Source organism: Coleofasciculus sp. FACHB-542, from assembly GCF_014695825.1.
Lineage (GTDB): Bacteria > Cyanobacteriota > Cyanobacteriia > Cyanobacteriales > FACHB-T130 > FACHB-T130.
This window is the reverse complement of sequence record NZ_JACJPB010000041.1, coordinates 245,222-260,921: the sequence shown is the minus strand read 5'-3', so window position 1 is coordinate 260,921 and position 15,700 is coordinate 245,222. Positions and strand designations below refer to the sequence as shown.

The 15,700-nt window shown below is 47.5% G+C and carries 17 protein-coding genes; 12 read left to right on the top strand and 5 right to left on the bottom strand.

The features are described from left to right. The first annotated feature begins 5 nt into the window (after positions 1–5). From H6F52_RS15715 to H6F52_RS15695, 5 genes are all read left to right on the top strand, one after another. Positions 6–968: an AEC family transporter gene (locus H6F52_RS15715; RefSeq protein ID WP_190536003.1), complete on the top strand. Its 963-nt coding sequence runs from the start codon at positions 6–8 to the stop codon at positions 966–968. Positions 969–1,709: 741 nt separating this feature from the next. Next, positions 1,710–2,978, top strand: a complete 1,269-nt coding sequence (locus H6F52_RS15710) for a DUF4912 domain-containing protein (protein ID WP_190536001.1) — start codon at positions 1,710–1,712, stop codon at positions 2,976–2,978. A 97-nt stretch (positions 2,979–3,075) separates the two neighbouring features. Further along, the gene (locus H6F52_RS15705; RefSeq protein ID WP_190535999.1) at positions 3,076–3,645 is read left to right on the top strand and encodes a hypothetical protein; all 570 of its coding nucleotides are present in this window, start codon (positions 3,076–3,078) and stop codon (positions 3,643–3,645) included. 23 nt (positions 3,646–3,668) lie between these two features. Next, positions 3,669–4,070 carry a DUF2358 domain-containing protein gene (locus H6F52_RS15700; protein ID WP_190524184.1) on the top strand — a complete coding sequence of 134 codons (402 nt, stop codon included), beginning with the start codon at positions 3,669–3,671 and terminating at the stop codon, positions 4,068–4,070. Positions 4,071–4,103: 33 nt separating this feature from the next. After that, positions 4,104–5,291 carry a TRC40/GET3/ArsA family transport-energizing ATPase gene (locus H6F52_RS15695; protein ID WP_190535997.1) on the top strand — a complete coding sequence of 396 codons (1,188 nt, stop codon included), beginning with the start codon at positions 4,104–4,106 and terminating at the stop codon, positions 5,289–5,291. Positions 5,292–5,440: 149 nt separating this feature from the next. Here the strand turns inward: H6F52_RS15695 and H6F52_RS15690 are convergent, their stop codons facing one another. Together H6F52_RS15690 and H6F52_RS15685 are read right to left on the bottom strand one after the other, a co-directional pair. After that, positions 5,441–5,641: a chlorophyll a/b-binding protein gene (locus H6F52_RS15690; RefSeq protein ID WP_190426897.1), complete on the bottom strand. Its 201-nt coding sequence runs from the start codon at positions 5,639–5,641 to the stop codon at positions 5,441–5,443. Between the two features lie 30 nt (positions 5,642–5,671). Beyond that, positions 5,672–6,691: a succinate dehydrogenase/fumarate reductase iron-sulfur subunit gene (locus H6F52_RS15685; protein ID WP_190535995.1), complete on the bottom strand. Its 1,020-nt coding sequence runs from the start codon at positions 6,689–6,691 to the stop codon at positions 5,672–5,674. 453 nt (positions 6,692–7,144) lie between these two features. On the opposite strand from H6F52_RS15685, the gene H6F52_RS15680 reads away from it, so the two are divergent. Further along, on the top strand, positions 7,145–7,570 hold the full coding sequence (locus H6F52_RS15680) for an AbrB family transcriptional regulator (RefSeq protein WP_190535993.1): 426 nt from the start codon (positions 7,145–7,147) through the stop codon (positions 7,568–7,570). Positions 7,571–7,799: 229 nt separating this feature from the next. Further along, positions 7,800–8,681, top strand: coding sequence for a type II CAAX endopeptidase family protein (locus H6F52_RS15675; protein ID WP_190535991.1), 882 nt, complete (start codon positions 7,800–7,802; stop codon positions 8,679–8,681). Positions 8,682–8,698: 17 nt separating this feature from the next. On the opposite strand, the gene cbiE is transcribed toward H6F52_RS15675, so the two are convergent. From cbiE to H6F52_RS15660, 3 genes are all read right to left on the bottom strand, one after another. Further along, positions 8,699–9,976, bottom strand: coding sequence for a precorrin-6y C5,15-methyltransferase (decarboxylating) subunit CbiE (gene cbiE / locus H6F52_RS15670; protein ID WP_190535989.1), 1,278 nt, complete (start codon positions 9,974–9,976; stop codon positions 8,699–8,701). Between the two features lie 94 nt (positions 9,977–10,070). Continuing rightward, positions 10,071–10,688: a cobalt-precorrin-8X methylmutase gene (locus tag H6F52_RS15665; protein WP_190535987.1), complete on the bottom strand. Its 618-nt coding sequence runs from the start codon at positions 10,686–10,688 to the stop codon at positions 10,071–10,073. A gap of 52 nt (positions 10,689–10,740) precedes the next feature. Continuing rightward, on the bottom strand, positions 10,741–11,526 hold the full coding sequence (locus tag H6F52_RS15660; protein ID WP_190535985.1) for a DUF1868 domain-containing protein: 786 nt from the start codon (positions 11,524–11,526) through the stop codon (positions 10,741–10,743). Between the two features lie 34 nt (positions 11,527–11,560). Between H6F52_RS15660 and holA the strand changes: the two genes are divergently transcribed. The 5 genes from holA to ureG all read left to right on the top strand — a co-directional run bounded on the left by holA (position 11,561) and on the right by ureG (position 15,599). After that, positions 11,561–12,580, top strand: coding sequence for a DNA polymerase III subunit delta (holA, locus tag H6F52_RS15655; protein WP_190535983.1), 1,020 nt, complete (start codon positions 11,561–11,563; stop codon positions 12,578–12,580). 339 nt (positions 12,581–12,919) lie between these two features. Further along, positions 12,920–13,399 carry a DUF4168 domain-containing protein gene (locus H6F52_RS15650; protein ID WP_190440255.1) on the top strand — a complete coding sequence of 160 codons (480 nt, stop codon included), beginning with the start codon at positions 12,920–12,922 and terminating at the stop codon, positions 13,397–13,399. A gap of 98 nt (positions 13,400–13,497) precedes the next feature. Next, positions 13,498–13,941: an urease accessory protein UreE gene (gene ureE, locus H6F52_RS15645; RefSeq protein WP_190410211.1), complete on the top strand. Its 444-nt coding sequence runs from the start codon at positions 13,498–13,500 to the stop codon at positions 13,939–13,941. A gap of 139 nt (positions 13,942–14,080) precedes the next feature. Then, positions 14,081–14,782 carry an urease accessory protein UreF gene (locus tag H6F52_RS15640; protein WP_190535981.1) on the top strand — a complete coding sequence of 234 codons (702 nt, stop codon included), beginning with the start codon at positions 14,081–14,083 and terminating at the stop codon, positions 14,780–14,782. A gap of 199 nt (positions 14,783–14,981) precedes the next feature. After that, on the top strand, positions 14,982–15,599 hold the full coding sequence (gene ureG / locus H6F52_RS15635; RefSeq protein ID WP_190535979.1) for an urease accessory protein UreG: 618 nt from the start codon (positions 14,982–14,984) through the stop codon (positions 15,597–15,599). Positions 15,600–15,700: the final 101 nt, after the last annotated feature.

Genomic DNA, 15,700 nt, shown 5'->3' with positions numbered 1-15,700 from the left:
AACGAATGACTGAAACCTTATTTCATGCCTATACGCCCATCATCCTGTGGACGGCACTCGGTTTCATACTTTTTAGATTTATCCCCAATTCCTTACCCAGGTTGCTGGGTCGCGGTCTTTATTGGGTTGGGGTGCCGCTACAAATTCTGACGCTAGCTCGTCAGGCAAACTTATCGGAAAATGCTGGAGTGGTTCCGCTGCTTGCCATAGGAGCTTTGGTGGTCGGTTTTATCTTTGCATGGCTAAGTTTACAAGTCTGGAAACGGTTCAGCCGTGAAAATGGCGAAAGCAACAAGTCTTCTCCCCTACCTTTATTAGACCGCTCTCACTACGGGAGTTTTATTCTGTCCGCCATGCTGGGCAATACAGGTTTTGTGGGGTTAGCGATCGCTCCTTCTTTAATTAGCGCTCAAGCTGTCGGTCTAGCCGTCTTCTACAGCGTCACGAATAACATCATTGGTACCTATGGAATTGGTGTTTTTATCGCCAGCTACTTTGGGCGACCCGCAAAGCGAAATCATTGGTGGATTCAACTTCGAGATATCTTGACCGTTCCTGCCCTGTGGACATTTAGTTTCGGATACCTCACTCGCTCGGTTCAACTGCCGACTCTCCTGGAATCAGGACTGCAAGCTTCTGTAGGGTTTGTCATTGCTAGCTCCTTTGTGCTAATGGGGATACGGCTCGCTCAGCTGCAAGGATGGAAGAGTTTTCGGCTTGCCTTGCTTCCTGCCCTGGTGAAAGTTGTGGTGATGCCAGGACTGGTGGGCATTGCAGCCACCCTAATCGGTTTATCGGGCGACGCCCGCTTGGCAATGGTTCTCATGGCAGGTGTGCCCACTGCTTTTGCGAGTTTAATCCTGGCAGAAGAGTACGATCTCGACCCAGATTTAGCCGCCAGCAGTATTGTCGTGAGTATCGGACTACTGCTGTTGATGATTCCGGTTTGGCTACTTGTATATGGTTAATCCGAAAACGCCAATCCAGGATTTCTCATTTCTGTCTTATTCATCTAGCTTTCTTGCCGATTAGGAAAGATTGAGCCTCCGAAGAAAGCCTTCCTAGGGCAAGAGAGCTTAAGAATAAGACCAATCTCTCTTTGCCTCTAACGATCGGGGCACGGAGAGATTTCAACGACTACCTTAAAAACAGATTGCCCCAAAAAAGTGAATGGGGTTCGCTTCTTTTGTCATGATTCTCTGACATTTTAAATTTGCATGGGAATGCTTCCAACAAATTGACAAATTACGGCGATCCCAATCCGTTGGTAAATGTCAAAATTTCATGACAATTCGATCCCCAAGTCCCTTATAACTTCGTAGATATACCTATAATCGGCTGAAACACCCCTTGACCTAACCCGGTATTTTTCTGCAACATGAAAATAACAAAGCGATCCCGCGATCCCAAAGAAATGCTGTAATCAGCACATTTCTAAAATCGTGGGCGCTCAGTTAGATTCTCAATCCAGCCAGGAAAGCCAGTCAGTCTTCTCGGCGGCGCAAAAGCAGCCCCTATTAGAGAGTGATACAGGCTCGTTCAAGACCAGAGCTAACTATTGAGACTTTCTTTACGGATTTCAGGAAGGGAATCACATGGCACAGCTTTCCGAAGTTAAAAAGATGCGAAATCGCATTTTGTGCTGCTTTGCTAGTCAGTCTCTAGAGAAGTAACCTAACTGCCGCCCAAACTATCGGAGACTATTTGTTATGGCAAAAGAACGCCCACCCTTAGAAGAGATGACATTAAGGCAACTCCGTAAAGTTGCTAGCGAATGCAGCATCTCTCGATACAGCAGAATGCGTAAAGAGCAACTGCTAACAGCAATTAAAGAAGTCCAACGCACCAAGATTTCTCTCGGTTCAACTCGCATAGTGGAGGCGCAAGAAGAAGTGGAAGCAGCAAAATTTGAACTGGGTCAGGAAGATCGCACAGGTGGAACCCTTGCCTCCGTAGACGAAGGTCTAGGGGATCTTCCGGGTGGCTACGGTGAAAGCCGGGTTGTCCTAATGCCTCGCGATCCGCAATGGGCATATACCTACTGGGATATCCCCAACGATCATAAAGAAGATTTGCGCCGTCAGGGAGGACAACAACTAGCGCTGCGACTCTATGATGTCACCGATGTGAATCTAGAATATCAAAGCCCTCACAGCATTCAGGAATATCCTTGCGATGAGCTAGCGCGGGAATGGTATTTGCCGATGCCCGTGAGCGATCGCGACTATGCTGTAGACATCGGCTACCGCTGTGCTGATGGTCGCTGGCTCGTCTTAGCTCGCTCCGCTCCTGTCCGCGTTCCTCCCGTCTATCCTTCAGATTGGATTGAAGACCAATTCATCACCGTTGCTTGGGAAGAAGACTTGCGCGGCAAGACTTTCCTCGAACTGGTCCCCCCTGCCAAGAAAATGGCAATGGCTGGCTACGGTAGTGTAGCAACAGGCGGCAACCCCATTTACGATGAAATCTTCGGTATGGCTCAGACCGTTGAAGCTCAACGGGTAGCCGGTTCGTTGTTTGGCTCCATGCAGCACGTACCCGGTTCTATGCAGTCAGTATCCCTTGCCGATCAAGCTCTGAGTTCCTACGTCTTCCCCTCTGGCGTTGGAATGTGGGCAGTTCCTACCGTATCTGGTCTTACCATGTCTGGTGTAGGAATGTCCGGCGCTGGCTTCTCAGGGTCCGGTATCCCGACGCGTCCTCGCCAGTTCTGGTTGGTTGCCGATGCTGAACTCATTGTTTACGGTGCTACCGAGCCAGATGCTACAGTCACAATTGGCGGTCGTCCCATCAAGCTGAATCCAGATGGCACCTTCCGCTTCCAGATGTCCTTCCAGGATGGTTTGATTGACTACCCAATTATGGCAGTGGCGTCTGATGGCGAGCAAACTCGCTCGATTCACATGAAGTTTAATCGCGAAACGCCATCGCGCAATACTAACACCAAAGAAGATGCCGTTGAGGAATGGCTCTCTTGATAAAGATGAAGGTTGAGGAATGAATTCCTCTTGTCCTCAATATTCTGTCTTTTGAAGTTTCCCCCAGCCTTAGCTGGGGGTTTATTATTTGGAAATTATGAAACCTGAAGACATTACCAAAACCCTTACAGAACTATTTGATGCCGCAGCGATTGAAGCAACTGCCCCCGGCTTGTGGCAAGTAGAAACGACTCAGATGCGTCTGTTGGTGCTGCTTTCCGATGACGGTTCTTGGCTGCGAGTTCTCTTACCGATTGCACCCGCTCAAGAAGCACAACCGTTTGTAGAACAGCTGCTAGAAGCCAATTTTGATGACACTCAGGAGACTCGTTACGCCCTGAATCAGGGAGTGCTATGGGGTGTATTTCAGCACAATCTTGAGACTCTAAATGTAGAGGATTTTTCAGGAGCGATCGCGCGACTCATTTCTCTGCATCAGACAGGTTTATCTGACTGCTTTAATCAGCTCGTTGAAAGTCGAATTAGTCAAATTATCCTGGCTGCCAAGCAGCAAGGACAATCCCTCGAAGCCACACTCCAAACCCTCGATCGATTCTACGAAGAAGGTCTCATGGGCGATTTGGATCTGCCTCCAGAGGCTCGTGAAGAAGTGCTGGCAGCATGGCGGCGTCAGCTAGAACGCCTCTGGACTGAAATCGAACCGTAGCTTCTTGTCACCCTCTAAGTCTTATGGACATCATTCAAATCCTCAAAGACGACTACCAAAGATTTCCAGAAAACCAAACCTACAGCATCTATGCAGAAGACGTTTTTTTCAAAGATCCGCTGAACAAATTTAATGGTCTTGAGCGTTACAAACTCATGATTGGTTTTATCAAAACCTGGTTTATGAACGTCAAGATGGATTTACATGACATTCGCAAATCCGGAGATACAATCCAACTTGAGTGGACTTTGAGCTGGAATACCCCTCTGCCGTGGAAACCTCGTATCGCCATCCCAGGCTGGAGCGAGTTAAAACTCAACACTGATGGAATGATTGCTTCCCATATCGACTACTGGAAATGTTCGCGTTTTGATGTGTTGAAACAACATTTGTTACCCTTAAAACAGGGAAAAAATAATAAGTAACGTAAACAATTCTCAGATAGGAAAAAAGCATTCATGCGCGTAATTTTGATGACCGGCAAGGGTGGCGTTGGCAAAACTTCTGTAGCCGCCGCTACTGGCTTGCGTTGTGCCGAACTCGGTTACAAAACCCTTGTTTTAAGTACCGATCCCGCTCACTCTCTCGCCGACAGTTTTGATTTGGAACTAGGGCACGATCCGCGACAGGTTCGCCCGAACTTGTGGGGTGCTGAATTAGACGCTCTGATGGAATTAGAAGGCAACTGGGGCGCAGTTAAGCGTTATATTACCCAAGTTTTGCAGGCAAGAGGCTTGGAAGGCGTACAAGCGGAAGAATTAGCAATTCTACCCGGCATGGATGAAATTTTCGGTTTGGTACGCATGAAGCGCCACTACGATGAAGGCGAGTTTGACGTTTTAATTATTGACTCAGCTCCTACGGGGACGGCTCTAAGATTGCTCAGCTTGCCGGAAGTCGGCGGTTGGTATATGAGACGTTTTTACAAGCCGTTACAGGGCTTATCAGTAGCGCTCAGACCTCTAGTTGAACCGATCTTCAGACCAATTGCCGGTTTTTCCTTGCCCGATAAAGAGGTAATGGACGCTCCCTTTGAATTCTACGAGCAGATTGAAGCTTTAGAAAAAGTATTGAGTGACAATACTCAAACTTCGGTGCGCCTCGTCACCAATCCCGAAAAAATGGTGATTAAAGAGTCTCTCCGCGCCCATGCTTATTTGAGTTTATACAATGTTGCTACGGATTTAGTGGTGGCAAATCGGATTATCCCCGATCAAGTGACCGACCCTTTCTTTCAACGTTGGAAAGAAAGCCAGCAGCAATATCGGCAGGAAATTCACGAAAACTTCCATCCCTTACCAGTCAAGGAAGTTCCGCTTTACTCAGAAGAAATGTGTGGGTTAGAGGCTTTAGAACGGTTAAAGGAAACGCTCTATAAAGATGAAGATCCCACTCAGGTGTATTACAAGGAAACCACTCTGAGGGTTGTGCAAGACCAAAATAACTACAGCTTAGAACTTTACTTGCCCGGTATTGCCAAAGATAATATCCAACTAAGTAAAACCGGCGATGAATTAAACATTACGATAGGCAATCACCGCCGCAATTTGGTGTTACCGCAAGCCTTGGCAGCCCTGCAACCGGCTGGAGCAAAGATGGAGGATGATTATCTTAAAATCCGGTTTAGCACTCCGGTTCAGGTGTAGCCAGTTAATTTGGGTAGATATTAAGGCAGAATCTAGATGCGTAGGGGCGTGTTTATACCATGCCCCTACGGATGGAATTAGCAACTCACAAATCCACGCCCCTACGAATGGAATTGGCGGTTAACCAATCCATGTCTTTAAAGTGCGGATTAGCGCAAACCCAGCCAGGTAAAAAAATCCTGATGGGTGAAAAATTCTAGCACCAATAAAGCAACAAACCCTACCATTGCGAATCGTCCGTTGATTTGCTCGGAGTAGAGCGTCCAGCCGAAAGCAGGCTCTGGTTGGTTGTAATTTTCTGCGGGTGTTTCTATGGGTGATTGTTCTGGGGAAGTTGTTTCAGGATTCATTGTTTTTACTTCAATCGTGATTCAATATGATTAAGACTCAAGGCTTTGGACAGATTCAATGAGCGATCGCACTACCTCAGCCCCAGCAGACGGCTCAAACCCCAAAGGAAACTTACCGCGAGCCAGCATTCTTAATCCGAGTGGTCCCAGGCTAATCATCCCCTTGATGTCTCTAAAAGAATTTCCCACGACTTGTAAACCAAACCGACGTTCATCAATCCAACCACCTTCCTTCACTAGATCAATTAATACTTTCCGGTGACGGATTGAACGACTGGCTTGATCGTCCTTGCGGTCGAGAATTTGCTGTTTAATTTTGCCGATTTGATCCATTGGTGCCACATCCATCGGACAAACCGTATTACACATAAAACAGCGGGTACAACCCCAGACGCCTTTGGTGCCTTCGTTATAATTTTCCAAACGGGATTCTATTTCGGCGTCACGAGAATCCCCTACCATTCGATAAGCCTTTGCAAGGGCGTGAGGTCCTACAAAATCCGAATTGACCTCACGGGCGTTGCATTCAGAATAGCAGGCACCACACAATATACAATTGCCTGTTTGATTAAGGCGATCGCGTTCTTCGGGTGTCTGTAAAAACTCTCGTTCCGGTATAGGATTTGCCCCCGTACTCACATAGGGTTCAACTACTTCAAGATGATCCCAAAAACTACGCATATCCACCACCAAATCTTTAATGACCGGCATATTGCCCATTGGTGCAATAGTAATTTCTGGGATGGCATCTAAAGGTTTTTGCGGGGCATCTGAAAGGGTAGCACTCGCTGCTATCTGTTGCAGCCTTTGCACTTCACTGCCAATATTTTCCTTACACGCCAAAGCGGAACGACCGTTGATTCGCATTCCACAACTGCCGCAAATTGTGTTGCGACAATTCTTGCGAAAAGCTAAACTTCCATCCTGCTCCCACTTAATAAGATTTAGGCAGTCCAGAATTGTGTTACCAGGATCGACATCCAACGTATAAGTCTGTACTACAGGAGAGGAATTTTGCTCCTGCCGGATGACCTTAAAAAGGACTTGCATGCTTCAAAGCTCTTCATTGCTCTTAACTTCTAGTCTAAAGCTGAATTTACGATCTGTAGACAAATAGGAGCTTTGTTTGGCATGACTAGACTAAGGGGTGTAGCTGATTTTTAGATGCTGAAGGCTTGAAGGATAAAACAGACAGCTCTCCTGTCTTCCCTTCCAAAGGATAGATTTTCAGAAGTAAATACTTTACACTTTATACTTTAAACTTTACAAAATCTCTAGTCTCTAGTCTCTAGTCTGTCCTTTAACCATCTGCTATCTGGTAGTAAGAACCTCAACTTTTACCCAATTACGCAATTTTGCTGCAATCTAAGAATTTGGAGGATGCTCTTGTAAATATCCTTGTGAAAGTTGAGTGATTTAACGATATATTTTTTTAGTCAGCCAAATATTGGCATTAGACACTCTTTACTATACTGTAGATTGAAGTGTATTTTGCATATAGCGATGAGTGAAACCGCAACAGCTCCATTGACAGGGAAAGCACTGCTTCAAAAAGTAAAAGAGCTTTCACACTTACCACGGCGAGAAACAGCAAAACGCTGTGGCTATTACACCGTAACAAAGAACAACCAGACTCGCGTCAACTTAACAGACTTTTATGACGCAGTTTTAGGCGCGAAAGGTGTTCCCCTCGATCCAGAAGGAACAAAAGATGGTCGGGGTCGCGAACCAACCTATCGTGTAAGCGTACACAAAAATGGTCAAATTGTTATTGGTGCAACTTACACTGAGGCAATGGGATTAAAGCCTGGTGATGAGTTTGAAATTAAGCTGGGTTACAAGCATATTCACCTAATTCAGGTGGATGGCGGCAGTAAGACTGGAGACGATGCCAGTGATGAAAGCGAAAGTGAGGAGGCGACTGCATGATAAGCGGTAATGCTTTCTGATATGGCGTTGCTTCTAACAAATTTATCGGGAAATTTGAAAGAACCAACTGCCTCTCCTTTCAAGGGAGCATCCTAGGGAAAGCAAATACATCTTTTGTGGACTAGACATAAAAGCTGCGGGGGTTCATGCTTACCCCCAGCGGTAAATAAGGCAGTTTTTTCCCAAACTTGAGGTGTTACGCTTGAGCCAATGAAAGCTGTCTTTAACAATGCCTATTTTTGAACGAGCCGATTGGTGGCTGGTATCACTTCCACAAACTCCTGCTGTGTTGAAGGCGATCGCTTTCTTCATTGTCTGGCTAGTTCTTTGGTTGCCAGTTGCGATTCCTTTGGCAGCAGTGCTGAAATGGCGACCCTTTCACCCCTTGGCTGTAGAGCAAAAGCTTCCTTTATTAGCTTCGCTCTATTTAATTGCCCCTGCGATCATCTGGGGTGCCGCTTGGGTGGAGGGGACTTTTTTTTCAGATTATGGGTTGGGCTGGAAAGCTTCAATATTCATTTCACTAGGACAAGGCTTCGCTTTAGGGGTGCTAAGTCTGCTAGTGGTATTTGGCATCCAAAAAGCGTTGGGCTGGATCGAGTGGCGATCTCAAGAGAATCCCCTCCCTGAAGATACACAGAACCCACCGCAAAATCTGTGGTCGGTAGTCGGATCTGTCTTACTCCCAACATTGTTATTGGGATTATTGATTAGTGGAATTGAAGAGTTAATTTTTCGGGGATTTCTGCTTACGGAACTCCAGCAAGATTATTCAACTTGGGTAGCGGCGGCAGTTTCTAGCTTAATTTTTGCGCTGCTTCATTTGGTTTGGGAACAGCAGGAAACATTGCCTCAGCTACCGGGATTATGGCTGATGGGGATGGTATTAGTGCTGGCTCGTGTCTGTGATGATGGGAATCTAGGCTTGGCATGGGGACTTCATGCAGGATGGATTTGGGCGATCGCAAGTTTGGATACGACGAGAGTGATTCAATACACTGGCATGGTTCCGGCTTGGGTAACTGGTTTGGGAGAAAAGCCTCTGGCGGGTGCGGCGGGAATTTTTTGTCTGCTGGGAACTGGGATTTTAATCTGGCAAATTTATCTTTAAAATGAGCATCTTTAAAATCAGCGATTTGCTGCCAGAATCGTGACGGGATTCAGCGGGGAAAACCGAGTCAGCGATCCCACCGGCACAGAACGCGATAACTGCACTTGCAACAACTGATAATCCCATTGCTGACGCGATAACCAGCCCAAAGTCTCATTCAGGTGTTCCAGCGTGGCGAGTGCCAGTACCAAGCGCCCTGAAGCCGTTAAATGCGAATTGCAGGTATCGAGAATTTCAGTCAAATTGCCGCCGCTACCGCCAATAAAGATGCGGTTAGGTGCCGGGAGGCTGTACAAAGCTTCTGGGGCGCTGCCATGAATAGAAATCACATTTTCTACTTGGAAGCGATCGCAGTTCTGCTGAATTAACATCGTGCCAGCAGCCGTTTTCTCAATCGCATAGACGCGAGAAGTGGGGAATAAACGGGCAATCTCAATCGAAACTGAGCCAGTACCTGCCCCAATATCCCAAATAATTTGTCCCGGCTGTAGCGCCAGTTCTCCCAGTACAAGAACCCGCACTTCCCGCTTCGTCATCAAGCCAGGGCGATCGCTAAAACTCAAGAAACTCCCATCCGGGACTCCCAGCATCGGCAGGGCATCCAGATTCGGTAGGAATGCGTCCCCACTCCTGCTCGCTGAATCAGACGGACGTAGCAAGACAACGACATTCAAAGAAGCAAAATCTTGCTCTTGTAGAGCCGTAATTAATTGTCTCCCGGCACAGGGAAAAGACCGAACTCGCTCATCAGCACCACCTAAATTTTCACAAACCCAGAACTGATAAGTGTTGGGTAAATCTAAAGCGAGTAACAGACGAGCGATCGCTTCCGGCGTATTTTGAGTATCGGTTAATACAGCAATCTTCTCAATGCCCTGTTGCAGCGCTTGGGTTAACTCATCCAGCGATCGCCCGTGGGCGCTGATGACACGCGCATCCTGCCAGGGAACCTTAATCCGGTTAAACGCCAGTTGAACCGAACTCAGATGCGGATGAAACGTTAATTCTGCTGAGGGTAGTTGTGCCACCAACAGCCGTCCTAGTCCAAAAAAGAGGGGATCGCCACTCACCAATACGACAATGCCGCCAGAACCCGCAGACAGGCGATCGCGAATTTCCTCAACTACCTTTGTCAAGTCACCCAGAATCAGACGTTGGGCTGAGGAATTGGGAAAGTAAGAGAGATGGCGATCGCTCCCAATTAACAGCGTCGCTTGCTCTACAATCTCCCGCACACTATGACTCAGCCCATCTGCACCATCCAAGCCAATTCCAACAACGTGTACAAGTGTCATGAATAGCGGCTGAATGCACCCGATGGCGGGAAGTCGCTGCGATACCGACTCAACGCAAATCGATTTTTCGTGACCCTAAATAGGCAGCGAATCCCTAACATTTCTCTGCCTCCCAAGCCAATAGGAGTAAAGCATTCACAATCGCAGCGGTAATCGGTGAACCGCCCTTGCGCCCCTCAATCCGAATTTGGGGTACGGGCGTCTTTTCTAGTACCGCTTTAGACTCTACGACGGAGATAAATCCAACGGGTGCGCCAATCACTAAAGCCGGTTGAATGGGTGCCGAGGGTAACTCTGCACACAAAGCCAGCAGAGCAGTGGGAGCATTACCAATCGCATAAATTGCCTCTGGAAATTCTTGCCAACATTTTAGTAAGCCGGTTTCCGTGCGCGTCTTGCCAGGAAGAGCAACGCTTGCTTGTTCCACAGCGGCAACCAGGGGATTGTTAAAGGTTTGCGCCACCATTCCCGCCACTCCCTGTTTGACCATGCCAACGTCTGTAACAATCGGCACGCGACGCCGCAAGGCAGCGATCGCGCTTTCAATCGCCCCCTCACTAAATCGAATTAATTGGGCAAATTCAAAATCAGCGGTGCTGTGGATGGCTCGACGTACAATTGCGTACTCGGAGGGGCTAAAGCGGTGTTCGCCAATTTCTCGATCGATGAGAGCAAAACTTTGCTGGAGGATGGGATGAATGGGTAAGCTCATAAATCAGGAGTCAGCTAATAGCGACTTACAAATCGCTATTAGCCAATTGTTTTTAAAAAGTTAAAACGGGCCAATCAGGTTCCCGATAATACCGGGTCATATCGTCAAATTTTCGCAATTGCGCTTGGTGTGTCCAAATTTCTGGAGAATTTTCCAACCATTGGTCGTTGATTTGAGAAAGTTTTTCACACAAGCGAGCGCGATTCAAATCCGGTGAAATATCGCCAAAATAGCCCAGCGTCACATGGGCAGTAAAACGATATTGCTGTTCAATCCCCAACTCTATCAAACTCCGACTTTGATAGATAAACCGGCGAAACTTCAACATTCGCTCGTAAGTGCCTTCGTCCTTGGGGACTAAACAAACCGCGACTGCACGGGGCATTACCATCAACCCCAGCAACTGCCAAAGCATCGGATTGCCGCCACTGAGGGATGGCTGGGACTGCTCGAAAATTTGAGCAATGCGATCGCGCAGTTGTTCTTCAAACTCCGGATTCTCACTCGTGGTGTGCCGATAAGCACTGTCCCAAATCAAATCTGCTAAGGTCACATGAAAACTCTCAGCAGGGACTGGCACAATAAAACCAGGATCTAGCTGCTGTAGGAGTTGCTCTTGGCACGCTTTCAAGCTTTCGTAAAACGTCGCATTCTCGGATTCTTCTCCCGCAGGTGGCGTGATCGCCGAATAGCCAGGGAAAGGCACGGCTTGTCTTGTCCCTGACGGGGAGGGCTTAAACTTCGGAGACTCCTGTATATGCTGTACTTGGGACTCGTAGGTTGCAGGTAGTGTTAGCCGTGCTACCCGATTTAAATAAGTGTGATAAGTCTCGTCCAATCTTAATAGCCTCGTACTTTTCAGAGATGCTTTAATGCCAATTTACCTCTACTGGGGTGAGGATGATTTTGCCCTGGAAAAAGCTGTTGACTCCCTGCGCGATCGCATTCTCGACCCCCAATGGGCTAACTTTAACTATGACAAAATTTCTCAAGCGCTACCCGATGCGGTCATCACTGCTTTAAATCAAGCAATGACACCACCCTTTGGCAGCGCCTACCGTTTGGTATGGTTGGTTGATACTACTATATGCCTGCACTGTTCGGAAGATCTGCTGGCTGAACTGGAGCGTACGATACCGGCGATTCCTGAGTCTTCAGTATTTTTGCTAACGACTCGCTCTAAACCCGATGGGCGTCTCCGGTCTACAAAGCTGCTGCAAAACCATGCTGATATTCGAGAATTTTCGCTCATCCCGCCCTGGAAAACTGAAGAACTGCTAAAAAAGGTGCGTCAGGTTGCCCAGCAAGTCGGTGTAAAACTAACCCCCGCAGCTGCCGAACTGTTAGCCCAATCTGTGGGAAATGATACCAGACAACTTTGGAACGAACTGGAAAAGTTGCAGGTTTACGCCGGTATCCCGAAGCCTCTTCCCACCGCTTCTGACCAAGCAGGCGTATCCCAAGACGCGATCACCCTTGAAGTCGTTGCTGCCCTAGTAACCTCTAACACCCAAAACAGCTTGCAGCTCGCATCGGCAATCGCCAAGGGGAATACCGCCCACGCCTGTTCGCTGGTTGCCGACTTAATCGGTCATAACGAACCCGCTTTGCGGATTGTCGCCACCCTCATCGGTCAATTTCGTACCTGGTTGTGGGTGAAACTGATGGTAGAGAGCGGTGAGCGAGATGAACGGGCGATCGCCACTGCGGCAGAAATCGGCAACCCCAAACGAATTTACTTTCTGCGCCAAGAAGTCAAAGACTTCTCTGTGCGTCAACTCACCTTAACCTTACCCTTACTCCTGGAATTGGAAGTCGCCCTCAAGCGAGGAGCTGACCCCATTTCAACGTTACAAATGAAAGTTATCGAACTGTGTCAATTGTATCAATGAAGGCATAAACACGTAGGAAGACTTCTTTCCTCCCTGCCTTTACACCTAGAGGTAGGGAGGAAAGCGCTACCTATACCACCCAATCGTTACAGCTTTGGTAACACCCCGCTTTTTATGCGAAAGTGTGGTAAAATCCTCACACTCATAATATCCGTAGTTACTTGTAGATTACTACTCGATCCTTACTCCGTAGGGAGAAGGCTTCTGTTTTCTGAGGTACCAACACGAGATGTAAATCTACGAATGCCCATCTCTAGCTGGAACTTCTCACCCTTAAAACAGTTCAGAAAAAGTAATCCGTGTGTGTTTTGATTTTCTATTTGTTGGTCGCACTAGATCATGATGACTTTATACAGTTCACGTCGCTCTCTGAATCGAGTCTTATCTCAATGCCTGAGTGTTGGTACTCTCACTGCTCTAAGTCTGTTGTTAGGTTTTGCACCCGGTCTATCCGAGCGCTCTCATAGCATTGACTTTAGTTCTCAGGCATACGCTCAATCACCCTTCAGCTCTAAGGACTTAAGCAACTTCGCCAGGGCTGTTTTGGCAATGGAACCGGGTCGCCAAGCTGCCTATAACGAGATCAAAAGAATCGTGGGCAGTCCTCCAAATATTGCTTGCAGCCAGCCGAATAGCCTGCGATCGCTTCCAGGAAATGCACAGGCCATTGCCATCAATTACTGCAAACAGTCTCAAAAGATTGTTGAGAGCAACGGTTTGTCCATTGGATTATTTAATCAAATTACGGTGGAGGCGCAAAAAAATTCGGAGGTAGCAGCACAGATAAAAAATGAAATGATCCGTCTGCAAGCTCAGTAAAAAATAAACTTTTGCTGACCCTGCTTGACTCGGATTTTGATGTCATCTGTGCTGATGTTAGTAGCATCACCATAACTTGCTGACTAAAGATTCCAGTGATGCTAACGATAACGCAACGCTTTCCCGCCAATTTGGATGCATCGGTCAACTTTACTCTTTTTCTGACTGCCGAGGAGCGCACGCGCAGCCGCTATCGCTTTGAAACTGCTGAGGGACAAGCTTTGTATCTGCGCTTACCTAGAGGAACCGTGTTGCGCGATCGCGATCTCCTTCAATCTGAAATCGGTGATATCGTCGTGAGAATCGTGGCTAAACCGGAACCCGTTCTCACTGCGACTGCCCAGAAACCCCTCGATTTGCTGCGGGCGGCTTATCATCTAGGCAATCGCCATGTACCGATAGAAATCGCTGCCACTCATTTGCGGTTGTCTCCCGACCCCGTTTTAAAGTCAATGCTAGAACATCTGGGGATGGAGGTACGAGAGGAAATCTCGCCTTTTTATCCAGAAATGGGTGCCTATGGACACCATCATCACGCTTAGTTAATTGGGTAATCGGTAATGGGGGAGTTTTGAGTTTTGATTTGTAGAAACGCGATAATCGCGTCTGAGTTTTAACGAGAACCGATACAAAACTCTAGGCTTCATCCTAAAACTCTTCCCCACTCCCTACGTACCAACAATGACCAACGAGCAATTACCGATTCCCCATTCTCCAGTTAACCTGCTGTGTCTTATGCAACTGGTGAGTCCCGCGTTGCCGGTAGGTGCTTATAGCTATTCCGAAGGGCTGGAAACCCTCGTCGATGCTGGTGTAATTGAGAACCTGCAACATCTGGGACACTGGCTCAAGCAGGAACTGGGTTATGGAGCAATTCGGTTGGAAGCGGCGGTGATGATTCGGGGATATCGGGGGGCAATTGCTGGGGATTTGGAGGCTTTAAGTTATTGGAATGTCTGGTTATCTGCTGCTAAGGAAACACAGGAGTTGCAAGCACAAAGTTGGCAGATGGGGCGATCGCTAATCCGATTGCTTTTGGAATTACAGCCGCAGGTTCGGTCAATGGTGGATGCAATTGGGAGTCCTTGTAATTATGCGATCGCTTTCGGCATTGCCACCGCCCATTGGCAAATCGACGCTGCATCTGCCCTCTTGGGCTACTTACACAGCTGGGCAACCAATTTGATCGCAGCCGGGGTCAAATTGATTCCCCTCGGACAAACGGCTGGGCAACAGCTACTTCTAGAACTACAACCTACCCTGATTCAGGCTGCCAAGGAAATTTTAGGGTTAGAAGATGACGCCCTGAGTAGTTGCGGCTGGGGATTAGCATTGGCGAGTATCGCTCACGAAACACAGTACACGCGCTTATTTCGGAGTTAAAAGAAATCGGCACAAAAACATATCGCTGGTAAAACCTGGGAATAGCTTATCGTTAATTGCCTTGCTACGATGAGCAATTAGCCATTCGCGATTCGCAAATTTTAGGCACAAAAACACATCGCTAGTAAAAGCTGGGAATAGCTTATCGTTAATTGCCTTGCTACGATGAGCAATTAGCCATTCGCAATTCGCAAATTTTATGAATGCTTTTCGGGTTGGAGTTGCTGGCCCAGTGGGTTCGGGAAAAACTGCCTTAGTCGAAGCCTTGTGTAAGACGATGCGGCAAAAATATCAAATTGCTGTAGTCACGAATGATATTTATACCCAGGAAGATGCCCAGTTTCTCGTGCGGAGTCACGCCTTGGAAAGCGATCGCATCCTGGGTGTCGAAACTGGCGGCTGTCCCCATACCGCCATCCGCGAAGACGCTTCCATGAACATCGCCGCCATTGAACAAATGGAACAGCGATTTCCCGATTTAGACTTAGTGTTTTTAGAAAGTGGCGGCGATAACTTAGCGGCTACCTTCAGCCCAGAACTGGTAGACTTAACAATTTACGTCATTGATGTTGCAGCCGGTGACAAAATTCCGCGCAAAGGTGGTCCCGGAATTACTAAATCCGATCTTTTAGCAATCAACAAAATTGATCTTGCTCCTCAAGTGGGAGCAGATTTAGGGGTCATGGAACGTGATGCGCGGAGGATGCGGGGAGAAAAACCCTTTATCTTTACGAATTTGAAGACTCAGCAAGGATTAACGGCTGTGGTGGACTTTATCCGCCTAAATCTGGGCGAAATTTCAGAAACCGCAAGCTGACCTTTCCGAAAGCTGTTCCAAAAATTCGATTCTTTGTATCATTGATAACAATTTCTTGCCAGAACATCGCTCTAATATCACTGCTTAACTGTGTATGTTCT